The sequence below is a fragment of the Stutzerimonas stutzeri genome (assembly GCF_051028275.1).
Taxonomy (GTDB): domain Bacteria; phylum Pseudomonadota; class Gammaproteobacteria; order Pseudomonadales; family Pseudomonadaceae; genus Stutzerimonas; species Stutzerimonas stutzeri_AS.
In genome coordinates this window covers 3,787,594-3,801,290 of record NZ_CP069269.1, presented here as the reverse complement: position 1 = coordinate 3,801,290, position 13,697 = coordinate 3,787,594, and the positions used below count along the sequence as shown (strand labels likewise).

The window sequence follows — 13,697 nt, the reverse complement described above, 5'->3', positions numbered from 1 at the left end:
GCTCAGTTCTCCGCTGGGCGCAGGACGACAGCCTGCCCCGGATTCAAGGTTCCGCCATAGGGTTCGCCTTCGCTGACCCCGTCGCTGGCAACGTCCACGAGCCAGTCACCGGCGTGCGGGTAGGCGTGGGGTTGTTCGGCGAAGTTGATGCAGACCAGGCGACAGTCGTCGCCGCGCTGCCGGCGATAGGCCAACACTTCGGGATGTGACGGCAGCTCTTCGAAGCTGCCATGATGCAGCGCCGGGCTGGCTTTACGGGCCGCCAGTAGCCGTCGATAAAGCGCGAACATCGAATTGGCAGCACTCACCTGGCGTTCTGCAGCCAGCTCATCGGCCTCCGGGGGGAAAGGCAGCCAGGGTTCGGCGCCGCTCCAGCCGTGTGGCGCCTCGGCTTGCCAGGGAATGGGTGCGCGACAGCCATCACGACCGCCCGGATCGACACGGGTTTCAGCGGTGATCACCGCATCCTCAAGCCCCAGCTCCTCCCCCTGATAGATGAAGGGCGTGCCGCGGAGCGTAAGCAACAACACCGCAGCGGCGCGAGCGGCCTGCTCGGAGCCTTTGTAACGGCTGCGCTGGCGCACGTTGTCGTGGTTGGACAGCACCCAGGTCGGCCAGGCCCCGGCGGGTTGCAGCCAATGCTGCACATCGCGGATACAGGTGCGGAACAGCACAGGGTCCCAAGGCGCGTCGAGCGGGTTGAAGTTGAAGGCCAGGTGCAGCTCGTCGCCAGCGCCGTAATACTGAAGAACACGCTCCGTGGAGCGAATATTGACCTCGCCCACCAGCATGCGGTCGCCTGGATAGCTATCGACCAGGCGCCGCAGGCCGCGTAGCACTTCATGGCTATAGGGTTGATCGTTGAAATCCGACAACGGCTGGCCGGCCTGACAGCGCGGGTCGTCGGCAAAGCTTGGGTCCTTGCCGGTGCAGTGGATGACATCAATGCGAAAGCCGTCCACACCGCGGTCAAGCCAGAAGCGCAGCACGTCGTGCATCGCCTCGACTACCTCCGGGTTGCGCCAGTTGAGGTCCGGCTGCTTGGCGAGAAACAGGTGCAGGTAGTACTGCTGGGTGTGCTCGTCCCACGTCCAGGCACTGCCAGCGCCCAGCGCCGCCCGCCAGTTGTTCGGCTGGTCACGCCAGATGTACCAGTCGCGCTTGGGATTGTCCCGAGAGCTGCGCGATTCGGCGAACCAGGGGTGTTCGTCGGATGTGTGATTGGGCACGAAGTCCAGCAATACGCGAATGTCTCGCGCGTGGGCTTCCGCGATCAGCTGGTCGATGTCGTCGAGCGAACCGAACAGCGGGTCAATGTCGCAATAGTCGCTGATGTCGTAGCCGGCGTCGGCCATCGGCGAACGAAAAATTGGCGACAACCAAAGCGCATCGACACCGAGCTGCTGCAGATGGTCGAGATGGCGGAGTACGCCGTTGAGGTCGCCTATGCCGTCGCCGTTGCTGTCGGCAAAGGACCGCGGATAGATCTGGTAGATGGTGGCCCCTTTCCACCAGGGTGCTTGGGTTGACTCGCTCATGCTCGTGCCCCTCCGGTATTCGGCAGGCCCGGCGCAACGGCCCTGTGAGGTGTACGACTGACGAGCGGTGCTCCGGTTTCCCTGATTCGTTGATCTCCGTCGGACGGTACTGAACGCGACCCGGGATACTCCGACTAACCTTCACCAGCCTCAACGACACCAGGAGACCGCCATGTTGCGTATTGCCATCAACGGTTATGGCCGTATCGGCCGAGCTGTATTGCGTGCCCTGTTCGAGCGAAATCTGGAAAACGACATCCGCATCGAAGCGATCAACGACCTCAGTGAGCGTTCGGCGATGGCGCACCTGACGCGCTTCGATACCACCTTTGGCCGCTTCCAGGGGCAGGTCGATCTGCACGATGACGTCATGCAGATTCGCGACCAGTCGATCCGGTTGCTGCAGGAGCGCGACCCGACGCAGTTGCCGTGGAAGCAACTCGACGTCGATGTAGTGCTCGAGTGCTCTGGCAAGTTCAAGAAACGGGACATGATCGAGCAGCATCTCCAGGCCGGTGCCAACCGTGTATTCGCTTCGCACCCGCTCGATGGGGCCGATCTGACCGTTGTTTATGGCGTCAACCACGAGCTGCTGGGAAGCCAGCGGGTGATCTCCAACGCCTCCTGCACCACCAACTGCCTGGCACCGATGGCCAAGGTGCTGCATGAGGCGGTGGGAATCCGCCAGGGCCTGCTGAATACCGTGCACTCCTACACCAACGACCAGAGCTTGCTGGACAAGGCGCACAAGGACCTCTACCGCGCCCGTGCCGCGGCCGAATCGATGATTCCATCCACGACAGGTGCTGCAAAGGCCATCGGGCTGGTGCTACCCGAACTGGCCGGGCGCCTTGATGGCCTAGCGGTGCGGGTGCCGACGCCAAACGTGTCGCTCGTCGACTTGACCTTCACCGCGGAACGGGCGCCGGGCAGCGTCGACGCCGTCAATCAGATCCTGCGTGACGGTGCGCAGAAGATGCCGCTCGGGGTGATGGAGTGCAACGACCTGCCGCTGGTGTCGCGGGATTTCTTTGGCCATCCAACGTCATGCGTAGCCGATCTCAGCCATACACGCGTCCAGGGCGATCTGGTCAAGGTGCTGGCCTGGTACGACAACGAGTGGGCCTTCTCCAACCGCATGCTCGACGTTCTGCTGGCCTGGGGTGAGGATGCCGGCCGTGCCGCCTGATCGACCTGCATTGGTCAGCGGCGATCACGCGGGCGTCTGGGCGCAACGGCTGGCAGATTTCAGGGCGGCTACGGCTGCCAGTCAACCTACGCCCGGTTGTGGTGCGGCGGCCGCTGTCACGGCCGACATCGGTCTTGCATTGGTCCTCAAGGGGCTGCGTATCAGCGAGGCCCACGGGTCCGATCCGACTCGCCGCCAGCTGCTGCAAACGGCGGAGGCGCTGTCAGGCAGGCCCGGTGCGTTCGCGGATGATGATGTTAAGGCCTTCGGCGACTACCTGAGCGCTGCTCGTGAGGGTGAGCCCGAACAGAAGCAGGCGGCGTCTCGTCAGGCCTGTGCCGTACCGCTGGCTTTAGCGCATTGCTGTCTGGAGGCGCTCGAGTTGGCGGTCGATGCCTGGCCGTGTACCGATCCGAACGTGCAAAGCGATACTCGGGCCGGCGCCGTGCTCATTCATGCGGGGCTCAGCGCAGCCTTGATCAACGTCGATGCGGACATGGGTGGGCTCGAAGACGCTGCCAACCGTGATCAGGCGGCGCGCATGCGAACGCGCTTGCAGGCCGAGGGCGACGACCTGGTGCGGCGTCTGGTCGATCGAGCTCAGTCCAGTCCCTCGCACAAGTGATCGCCAGCACAGTGGCTTCTACTAACAGCCCGCGTCGGCAGTGACGCAGGGCTGTGACAAACCCCAGTTGAGCTGAAGGAGCCAGCGTGCTGGCGGTTCAATCCGGCGTTCACGTCACGCTCCCGCACCATCCCGTTACCTGTGGTGTTCTTTTCCAATAACGAGAAAAAACGTCTCGTTTTAGGTTGACGGCTGCATGGGTTGTTTCTAGTCTCAAGGCCAAGTGAGACGACCCCCCCCAAAACAACAATCGAGACTAGGGGTTGCTTGCGCAATACGTTCGGGTAGGGCTGTTTTTCTAAACCTTGCCCGAACACAGCGAGAACGCCCATCGGAGAACACCATGAGCCACCGCATTGTTCTGCCGCGTTTGATGGAAGTCGGCGCCGGCGCGAGCCAGCAGATCGTATCCGTGCTGCACAATCTGGGCTGCAAGCGCCCATTGATCGTGACCGACCGGATGATGGTTGAGCTGGGTTACGTCGCACGGCTCAGCGAGATCCTGAGCAAGGCCGACATTCCCAGCGAGTGCTTCGCCGACACCCTGCCCGAGCCGACCGCGGCATCGATCAAGGCGGGTGTCGAGATGGTGCGCCAGGGCAGCTATGACTCGATCATCGCCTTGGGTGGCGGCAGCCCCATCGATTCGGCCAAGGCCATCGGCATACTCGGCAAATTTGGTGGTGAGATGCGTGATTACCGCTTCCCGCGGGATGTCAGCGAAGCCGGCTTGCCGCTGATCGCTATCCCCACCACCGCAGGTACTGGCTCGGAAGCGACACGTTTCACCATCATCACTGACGAAACCAGTGATGAGAAAATGCTCTGCGCTGGACTAGGCTTCATGCCGGTCGCTGCCTTGATCGACTACGAGCTGACCTTGTCCCTGCCGCCACGCGTCACCGCCGATACCGGTATCGATGCACTGACACATGCCATCGAGGCCTACGTCAGCCGCAAGGCCAGCCTCTACAGCGATGCGCAAGCGCTACAGGCCATGCGCTTGCTGGCGCCAAACCTGCGGGCGGCCTACCACGAACCCGGTAACCGCCAGGCCCGCGAGGCGATGATGCTGGGTGCGACCCTTGCCGGCATCGCTTTCTCCAACGCGTCCGTGGCGCTGGTGCATGGCATGAGCCGCCCCATCGGCGCCTTCTTTCATGTGCCGCACGGCTTATCCAACGCCATGCTGCTGCCGGCGGTCACGGCCTTCTCTATTCCCGCAGCGCCCGAACGCTATGCCGATTGTGCCCGCGCCATGGGTGTGGCCGGCGAGGGCGACAGTGTCGAGGTGGCCAATGACAAGCTGCTGACCGAGCTTCGCGCGATCAATAGGGAGCTGCAGGTGCCGAGCCCCGAGCAGTTCGGTATCACCCGCGAGCGCTTTTTCAGTCTGCGGGAAACCATGGCGCGTCAGGCGCTGGCCTCGGGATCGCCCGGCAACAACCCGCGCGTGCCAACCGAAGCGGAAATCATCGATCTCTACGAAACCGTCTGGAACCAGGAGTGAGCCCCATGCAGACCCTCGGCAACCTGATCAACAACGAGGCCGTCGCTGGCCGCTCCGAACGCCATGCGACGGTCTACAACCCGGCTACCGGTGAGCCGCGCCTCTACGTTTCGTTGTCCTCGGCCGATGAAACCCGCGAGGTCATTGCGGCCGCCCAGGCGGCTTTCGAGGGATGGTCGAAAACACCGCCACTGGTGCGCGCGCGGGTCATGTTCCGCTTCAAGGCTCTGCTCGAAGAGCGTCGCGACGACGTGGCGCGGCTCATCTCGCTGGAGCACGGCAAAGTGTTTTCCGACGCGCAGGGTGAAGTCACCCGAGGCCTCGAAGTGGTGGAGTTCGCCTGCGGTATTCCGCACCTGCTCAAGGGCGAATTCTCACCCAACGTCGGACGGGATATCGACTCCAACTCGTTGATGCAACCGCTGGGTGTTTGCGTCGGTATCACGCCGTTCAATTTCCCGGCCATGGTGCCGCTGTGGATGCTGCCGGTGGCCATCGCCTGCGGGAACACCTTCGTCCTCAAACCATCGGAGAAAGACCCGAGCGCGACCATGCTGCTCGGTGAATTACTGGCCGAAGCCGGGCTGCCGGCGGGCGTGCTGAATATCGTAAACGGCGACAAGGAAGCGGTGGACGTCCTGCTGACCGACGAGCGCGTGCAGTCGGTGAGTTTTGTCGGCTCGACGCCTATCGCCGAGTACATCTACACCACCGCCTCAGCCCATGGGAAACGCTGCCAGGCCTTGGGCGGTGCGAAAAACCACATGGTGATCATGCCCGACGCCGATCCGCAGCAGGTGGTCGGCTCGCTGATGGGCGCTGCCTATGGCTCGGCTGGCGAGCGCTGCATGGCGATCTCGGTGGCTGTGTGCGTTGGGGACGAGGTGGCGGACAACCTGGTCGGGATGCTCAAGGCTGAGATCGCTCAGATGCGCGTTGGCCCGGGCACAGGTGTCGAGCCCGAACCGCACATGGGGCCGCTGGTTACGCGCGAGCATCAGCAAAAGGTATCCGGCTACATCGATCTGGGCGTTGAGGAGGGCGCGACGCTGGTCTGTGATGGCCGAGGGTTGAAAGTCGAGGGTTACGAAAACGGCTTCTATGTCGGTCCGACGCTATTCGATCGGGTTAGGCCTGAGATGCGTATCTACAAGGAGGAAATCTTCGGCCCCGTACTGGCGGTCATGCGCGTCAAAACCTTCGACGAGGCGCTGCAGCTGGTGAACGAACATGAGTTCGGCAACGGGACCTCGATCTTCACCCGTGACGGTGATACCGCGCGGCAATACGAGGAAGAGGTAAAGGTGGGTATGGTCGGTATCAACGTGCCGATTCCTGTACCGATGGCGTTCTACTGCTTTGGCGGCTGGAAACGCTCGATCTTCGGTCCGCTGAATATGCACGGTCCGGACGGCGTCCGTTTCTTTACTCGTATGAAGACCGTAACCCGCCGCTGGCCGACCGGTATCCGAGCGGGCGCGGATTTCTCGATGCCGACCATGAAGTAACGGCTAGCCGTTGCCGCCGGCTTGTCGTAGGAGCTGGCTCCTACGGAGCGTTTGAGTCCTGTAGGGTGGGCTTTGGCCCACCCGTTGTACGTAACCCCATGCCAGCCGCTCCATTCATCAACAACAAGGCAAGCGATGCGCAGCAGTCCCCGCGAAAAAGGCTCCTCCATCACACGTGTGCTGGAAATCATCGAGGCCGTGGCTGGTGCCGCGGAGCCGCTAACGCCCAGCGCGCTGGCGGATAAGCTGGACATTCCCAAGCCCAGCGCTCACCGCTTGGTGCAAACGCTGGAAAAAGAAGGTTTTTTGCAGTTCGGCCTCAAGGGTGGCCTGTTGCCGGGCGATCGGCTGCACGCGACGGCTGTAAACATCCTTGGTAGCGGTCGGCATAAAGCGTTGCGCCAGGCCATCCTGCGTCAGCTGTCTGACGAGATCGGCGAAACTTGCGGCTTGTCCGTGCCGGATGGCCTGGACATGCTCTACTTCGACCGTGTGCAAACCAACTGGCCGCTGCAGATCAACCTGCCCATCGGTAGCCACACGCCACTCTGGTGCACCGCCAGCGGCAAACTGTACTTGGCTTCACTTCCGGCCGACCAGCTGGAGCGCATCCTGCCGCGCCTGCCGATCCGGCAAATGGCACGCAACACCATTACCGACCTGAGTGCCCTGCGTGACGATCTGGTGCGGATTCGTGAAGAGGACCTGGCCGCCGATTCGGAGGAATTCATCGATGGCATGGTCGCCTGCGCCGTGCCGGTGCGCGATGCCCGCGGCGAGCTGAGCGCCTGCCTGTTCACCCATGCCCCTGTGATCCGCTGTTCGATGGAGTCGCTGCTGACCTTCGTGCCCCGCCTGCGTGCGGCGGCAAAGGAGCTGGAGGCGATCGTCGCCGGCTGATAGCCGACGGGGCACGCCTGACTATACGACCGTCCCTAACTGTAGGAGCCAGCTTGCTGGCGATCGGCTGCCTTCCTGCACGCCATGATCGCGAGCAAGCTCGCTCCTACAGGGGCACGCGTTGTATTCGGCGCTGTGCCTATCGAAGCGGGCGAAAGCACCGCCAGTAAGTAGGGTGGATGGCGCTCTTTTCACCCACCATGATCCGCTTGGTGGAGCACTACTCGCTGACCGCCCCTCTGATCGCCACCCGGTGGACCGCCACCCGATGGATCGCCACCCGGTGGATCGGTGAAGCTGATCCACCCTACGCCGGCTTGAGTCTTGCCGCCACCGTTACTTCTTCAACATCGCGCGCATCGCCGCCAGTGCATCGTTGCCGCGTGCGGCTTTGACCTCTACGGGCGCGTCTTCCTGGCCTTCCCATTCCAGGTCTTCCTGCGGCAGTTCGTCGAGGAAACGACTGGGCATGCATTCGATGATCTCGCCGTACTGCTTGCGCTTGGCGGCAAAGGTCATCGCCAGGTTTTGCCGCGCACGGGTGATGCCGACATAGGCCAGGCGGCGTTCTTCCTCGATGGTGTCAGCCTCGATGCTTGAGCGGTGCGGAAGGATCTCTTCCTCCATGCCCAGGATAAACACGTAGGGAAATTCCAGGCCCTTGGACGCGTGCAGCGTCATCATTTGCACACCCTCGGCGCCTTCTTCCTCTTCTTGCTGGCGTTCGAGCATGTCGCGTAGGACCAGTTTGGCGATGGCTTCCTCGATGGTCATTTCGCCTTCTTCATCTTTCTCGAGGGTGCTTTTCAACGCATCGATAAGAAACCAGACGTTGCCCATGCGAAAGTCCGCAGCCTTGTCGCTGGAGGTCTGCCCACGCACCCAGGTCTCATAGTCGATGTCTATGACCATGCTGCGCAGGGCCGCGATGGGGTCGTTCTGCGCGCACTGCATGCGCAGGTTGTCCATGTAGCGTTTGAAGCGTGACAGGCGGTCGGTGAAGCGGCTATCCAGATGCTCGCCCAGTCCCATTTCGTCGCAGGCGGCGTACATCGAAATCTTGCGCGTGGTGGCGTAGTTGCCGAGCTTTTCCAGCGTCGTCGAGCCGATTTCTCGGCGTGGCACGTTGATCACACGCAGGAAGGCGTTGTCGTCGTCCGGATTGACCAGCAGGCGGAAGTAGCTCATCAGGTCCTTCACTTCCTGGCGGGCGAAGAAGCTGGTGCCGCCGGACAGCCGATACGGGATTTGGTGATGTTGCAGCTTCAGCTCGATCAGCTTGGCCTGATAGTTACCGCGATAGAGAATCGCGAAATCACTGTAGGGCCGCTGGGTTTTCAGATGCAGGGTGAGGATTTCCATCGCCACGCGCTCGGCCTCGGCTTCCTCGTTGCGGCAGCGAATGACGCGGATCGCATCGCCATGGCCCATTTCCGACCAGAGTTGCTTTTCGAAAGCGTGCGGGTTGTTCGCGATCAGCACGTTGGCGCATTTGAGGATGCGGCTGGTGGAGCGGTAGTTCTGCTCCAGCATCACCACTTTCAGTGAAGGAAAGTCTTCCTTGAGCTGCATCAGGTTTTCCGGCCGCGCGCCGCGCCAGGCATAGATCGACTGATCGTCATCGCCCACTACGGTGAAGTGCGCGCGCTCCTGTACCAACAGCTTCACCAGCAAATACTGGCTGGCATTGGTGTCCTGATATTCGTCCACCAGCATGTAGCGCACCTTGTTGCGCCATTTCTCCAGCACCTCGGGATGGTTCTGGAACAGCTTGACCGGCTGCATGATGAGATCGTCAAAATCCACCGCGTTGTACGCCTTGAGCGTGCGCTGATAGTGGGTGTAGACGATCGCAGCGGTCTGTTCCTTCGGATTACGGGCGTTTTCCAAAGCTTCTTCGGGCGTGATCAGGTCGTTCTTCCAGTTGCCGATGTAGCCCTTGATCTCATCCACGCCGTCGTCACCGGCGTATTCCTTCTGCATGATGTCGGTCAGCAGCGCCTTGATGTCGCCCTCGTCAAAAATCGAAAAGCCGGGCTTGTAGCCGAGCTTGGCGTATTCCTTGCGTATGATGTTGAGGCCGAGGTTGTGGAAGGTCGAGACCGTCAGGCCACGGCCTTCACCCCCGCGCAGCAGGCTGCTGACGCGCTCCTTCATCTCGCGCGCGGCCTTGTTGGTGAAGGTCACGGCGACGATGTATTGGGCACGGATGCCGCACTGCTGAATCAGGTAGGCGATCTTGCGAGTGATCACGCTGGTTTTGCCGGAGCCGGCGCCGGCGAGCACCAGCATCGGGCCGCCGACGTAGTTCACGGCTTCCTGCTGCCGGGGGTTGAGTCGGGACATCGTCGTTTGGTCTGTTGAAGCGGGGGCGAGAGTTTAGCAGGGCTGGCCCCGCTAGTTGGCCACGACGAGACATGGGGGCTACCGGTCGTCGCCGACAGGGCTGGGTTATCAATCGCGATGCACTAGTCTATGCGCCGCGGCGCCCTCTCAAGGTTGCTCAGCTTGCCGTCCTGCTTCGCACATGGAGGTGCAACGTCGAGGTGACAAGCCACCTTCCGCTCCGTTCGAACCGGGGAAATACCGTGACATCCTTTATTCAACCCATGCGTCTGGTTCTGCTTGCCGATGTGCCCACCTGGGCCGAAGAGCTTAAGGCTGCCTTGTCGGCCGTCCGCGGTCGCCATAAGCTGAGCGTGGCTGCAGACTGGCCAGACGCAATCGCTCAGCTTGCCGAGTCCAGTCACGCCTTGTTGATTACCACGCCGGGCTCTCGCCCTGCATCGGCGCAATTTCCCTGGCCCACGGTTTTGTTGCTGGATGACGAGCCCGTAGGGCTGCCCGAAGGCGTCATCGACTGGCTACCCGGGCCTCGCCTGAGCACTGACCTGTTGCGTCGTTGCGTGCGCTATGCCCGCGAACGGTGCAACCTTGAGGGAGCCCTGCAACGCCTGGCCGTGCAGGATCCGTTGACCGGCATCGCCAATCGACAGGGGTTTCAAGCACTGCTTGCGTCGCGCCTGGCCGAGCATGAAGGGCAAGGCCTGACGCTGGGGTGTCTGGACCTGGACAACTTCCGACGAGTCAACGATACCCTGGGTCATCAGGCAGGGGACTGCCTGATCCTGCAAGTCGTAGCGCGCCTGAAGGAACAGCTGGAGGTGGGCGACACCCTGGCCCGCCTGGGTGGTGATGAGTTCGCATTGCTGCTGGATACCGAGCGCCAGCCTGATCGGGCCGAGCGGATCGCTGATCGCATTGTCGAGGCCTTGGCCGAACCCTATTGGATTGACGGCGATACCTTGATGCTTGGCTGTAGCCTTGGGCTTGCACATGCCAAGGCCGATACGGACCCCGACCAACTGCTCTGGCTGGGGCAGGTGGCGATGCGGCACGCCAAGGCGAGCCAAGGCTGTACCTGGTATTTCTACAACGAGCGGGTTAACCGGAGCGCCAGCGATTTTGCTGACTTGGAAGGCGAGTTGCGACGGGCGCTGCGTCGCGATGACCTGGAGTTGCACTATCAGCCGCGGCTGTGCATCGACACCGGTCGCATCGTCGGCATGGAGGCGCTGGTGCGCTGGCCGCATGCCCAGCGCGGGTTGCTCGCACCGGACGAATTCATTCCGATGGCCGAGGAGAGCGGGTTGATCGTACCGCTCGGCTACTGGGTGATCGCGCGGGCGCTGCGAGACATGCAAAGCTTGCGCGAGAGCGGTGCGGGTGAGTTGCATATGGCGGTCAACCTATCGTTCCGCCAGTTCCAGGACAGTCAGTTGTTGACGACGCTGGAGCGGTTGATCGAGGAACGGGGGGTCGATCCGCGCTGGCTGGAATTCGAGCTCACCGAAACCGCCGTAATGCGCCGTAGTGATCAGGTGCGCGGCACCATGAACGCATTGGCTGCGTTAGGTGTGCGGTTCTCGCTGGATGATTTTGGAACCGGCTTTTCTTCGTTCGTGCATCTAAGCCGTCTGCCAATCAGCCTGCTGAAAATCGACAAGAGTTTCGTCAATCAGATGGCAGCACGCCCGCAAAACGGTCGGTTGGTTCGCGCCATGATAAGCCTGGCGCATGACCTGGGCCTGGAAGTGGTGGCCGAGGGGGTGGAGGGCGCGGCGCAGCTCGGTCAGTTGCGTCGCTTCGGAGCGGATCAGGTCCAGGGCTACCTGATCAGCAAGCCGCTGCCGCTTTCTGAGCTGCGGCCTTTCCTTAATCGTGGCCGCACGGCGCAAGCGAGCTGCTGAACGAAGCGCCGGGCATTGAGCCCGGCGCATTGTTGGTCAGCGAACCATGTGCAGGAAGTGCATGTGCTTCTCATACTGGTCGAGGATGTCGCCGATCACGCCATCACGGCTCCAGCCCATCACGTCGTAGTTCTGCCCGCCTTCCTTGAGGTGCACCTCGGCTCGGAAGTAGGTCGCCTCCTCGTCGCCCTCCTCGGTTGCGACAAAGCTTGGCATCGGATAGCCACGCGGACGGATCTGGTAGATGAAATCGGGGGCGCCTTCATGGGTGATCTGCAGCCCGGTTCGGTTGTCGTCTCCGCCCGTAAGCTCCACGGTGTAACCCTGTTTGCGCAGTTCATCGGCAACTTCGGCGCAGGCGGGCGCTGCGATGTTGCTGATGAAGCGCTCCACGTCACGACGGCGCGGATACTTGGTCAGGTTCTGCACCCGGCGGCGCCAGCCACCTTCAGACTGCGGCGCGGTGGGCGTGGTGCTGACCGCCTGATAGCGCAAGCCCTGCTTGGTGGCATCTACGCGCAACGCCTTGAGCAAGCCCCACATGGCGCAGAGCAGCACGATCGTGAAAGGCAATGCACTGGCAATGGTCGCGGTTTGCAGCGCCGTCAGGCCGTCCGCGAGCAGCAGGGCGATGGCGACCGCACCCATGGAGCCAGCCCAGAACACGCGTTGCCAAACCGGAGTCTGGCCCTGACCGCCCGAGGCGAGCATGTCCACGACCAACGCACCGGAGTCCGCCGAGGTGACGAAGAACACCACCACCATGATGATTGCGATCAACGACAGCAGCGAGGCGAAGGGGAAGTACTCAAGAAACGCGAACAGTGCGAGGGAGCTGTCGCGCTCGATGGCTTCGCCCAGGCTGGTGACGTGTTCCCAGAGGATCATGTGAATCGCGGTATCGCCGAACACCGTCATCCACAACAGGGTGAAGGCGGTCGGGACCAGCAACACGCCGGTGACGAACTCGCGGATGGTACGGCCTCGGGAAATGCGGGCAATGAACAGGCCGACAAAGGGCGACCATGCCAGCCACCAGCCCCAATAGAACAGGGTCCAGCCGCCAATCCAGTCGTTCGGCTCGTAGGCGTAGAGGTTGAAGGTCGCGGTGACGATCTGCGAAAAGTAGTTACCGGTGTTCTGCACAAAGGTTTGCAGGATAAACACGGTAGGGCCTGCAACCAGGACCAGCAGAAGCAGCAGAACGGCCAGCGTCAGGTTCAGCTCCGACAGCCTCCGAACGCCCTTGTCCAGGCCGGTCACGACCGAAATGGTGGCCAGCACGGTAGTGCCCGCAATCAAGGCGATCTGCACCGGAACCGATATGGGCAAGCCATACAGGTGGTTCAGCCCGGTGTTGATCTGCGTAACGCCGAGCCCCAGCGAGGTGGCAACACCGAGCACGGTGCCGATGATGGCAAAGATGTCCACTGCATGGCCTAGCGGGCCGTATATCCGTTCCCCGATCAGTGGGTAGAGGGCGGAGCGCAGTGTCAGCGGCAGTCCCTGGCGATAGCTGAAGTAGGCCAGGATCATCGCGACGATGGCGTAGATCGCCCAGGCATGCAGACCCCAGTGAAAGAAAGTGATCTTCATGGCTTCGCGTGCGGCATCGACCGTGCCGCCCTCGCCAACCGGCGGCGAGAGGAAGTGCATAACCGGCTCGGCAACGCCAAAGAACATCAAACCGATGCCCATACCGGCTGAGAACAGCATCGAGAACCAGGTCAGGTTACTGTAGTCCGGCTCGCTGTGGTCAGGGCCCAACTTGATCTCGCCGTAACGGCTAAGGGCCAGTAGCACGACCATCAACAGGATGATCGCGACGGCGAGGATGTAAAGCCAGCTGACGTTGGCGATGATCCATGACTGGACATCGCTGAACACACCTTGGGCATGTTCGGGAGTGGCGACGCTGTAGATCACCAAGAGCAGGACAAGAACGGCAGAGCCGTAGAAAACGGGTGGGTTGAGAGTGGGAGAAGAAGACTTATTGGCCTCCATGCTGCGCTCCTTTAGAACCTATTGGGGAGTGGCCGCCTGTGGCGAAGAACGCATAACCATAACATAAGGGTTAACTTTTGACCGGGGCTGCCACGCGACTGCGGTGTCTCACTAATGCTGAGACTGCTTAACGGCCGGATAGTCGCGGCGAATCGAACCGTGCAGTCGTGACG

9 protein-coding genes are annotated in these 13,697 nt (G+C 61.9%); 6 read left to right on the top strand and 3 right to left on the bottom strand.

All coding sequences use genetic code 11. The features are described 5' to 3' along the window. Window positions 1-2: 2 nt before the first annotated feature. Window positions 3-1,538 carry an alpha-amylase family glycosyl hydrolase gene (locus JQR87_RS17700; protein ID WP_407294639.1) on the bottom strand — a complete coding sequence of 512 codons (1,536 nt, stop codon included), beginning with the start codon at window positions 1,536-1,538 and terminating at the stop codon, window positions 3-5. 172 nt (window positions 1,539-1,710) lie between these two features. Here JQR87_RS17700 and gap point away from each other — a divergent pair, with 172 nt between their 5' ends. From gap to JQR87_RS17675, 5 genes are all read left to right on the top strand, one after another. Beyond that, the gene (gap, locus tag JQR87_RS17695) at window positions 1,711-2,727 is read left to right on the top strand and encodes a type I glyceraldehyde-3-phosphate dehydrogenase (RefSeq protein WP_407294640.1); all 1,017 of its coding nucleotides are present in this window, start codon (window positions 1,711-1,713) and stop codon (window positions 2,725-2,727) included. Continuing rightward, entirely contained in the window at window positions 2,717-3,352 is a 636-nt protein-coding gene (locus tag JQR87_RS17690; protein ID WP_407294641.1) for a cyclodeaminase/cyclohydrolase family protein, read from the top strand. The genes gap and JQR87_RS17690 overlap by 11 nt, the downstream gene beginning before the upstream one ends. 343 nt (window positions 3,353-3,695) lie before the next feature. Beyond that, window positions 3,696-4,862 carry an iron-containing alcohol dehydrogenase gene (locus JQR87_RS17685; protein ID WP_407294642.1) on the top strand — a complete coding sequence of 389 codons (1,167 nt, stop codon included), beginning with the start codon at window positions 3,696-3,698 and terminating at the stop codon, window positions 4,860-4,862. 5 nt (window positions 4,863-4,867) lie between these two features. Next, complete coding sequence (locus JQR87_RS17680; RefSeq protein ID WP_407294643.1) at window positions 4,868-6,370, top strand: CoA-acylating methylmalonate-semialdehyde dehydrogenase; 1,503 nt, start codon at window positions 4,868-4,870, stop codon at window positions 6,368-6,370. A 135-nt stretch (window positions 6,371-6,505) separates the two neighbouring features. Further along, window positions 6,506-7,270 (top strand): IclR family transcriptional regulator, encoded by a 765-nt coding sequence (locus tag JQR87_RS17675; protein WP_407294645.1) that lies wholly within the window; start codon window positions 6,506-6,508, stop codon window positions 7,268-7,270. Window positions 7,271-7,606: 336 nt separating this feature from the next. On the opposite strand, the gene rep is transcribed toward JQR87_RS17675, so the two are convergent. After that, complete coding sequence (rep, locus tag JQR87_RS17670) at window positions 7,607-9,616, bottom strand: DNA helicase Rep (protein WP_407294647.1); 2,010 nt, start codon at window positions 9,614-9,616, stop codon at window positions 7,607-7,609. 263 nt (window positions 9,617-9,879) lie between these two features. Here rep and JQR87_RS17665 point away from each other — a divergent pair, with 263 nt between their 5' ends. After that, the gene (locus JQR87_RS17665; RefSeq protein WP_407297647.1) at window positions 9,880-11,520 is read left to right on the top strand and encodes a putative bifunctional diguanylate cyclase/phosphodiesterase; all 1,641 of its coding nucleotides are present in this window, start codon (window positions 9,880-9,882) and stop codon (window positions 11,518-11,520) included. A gap of 36 nt (window positions 11,521-11,556) precedes the next feature. On the opposite strand, the gene JQR87_RS17660 is transcribed toward JQR87_RS17665, so the two are convergent. Next, the gene (locus JQR87_RS17660) at window positions 11,557-13,524 is read right to left on the bottom strand and encodes a BCCT family transporter (protein WP_407294649.1); all 1,968 of its coding nucleotides are present in this window, start codon (window positions 13,522-13,524) and stop codon (window positions 11,557-11,559) included. Window positions 13,525-13,697 lie beyond the last annotated feature (173 nt).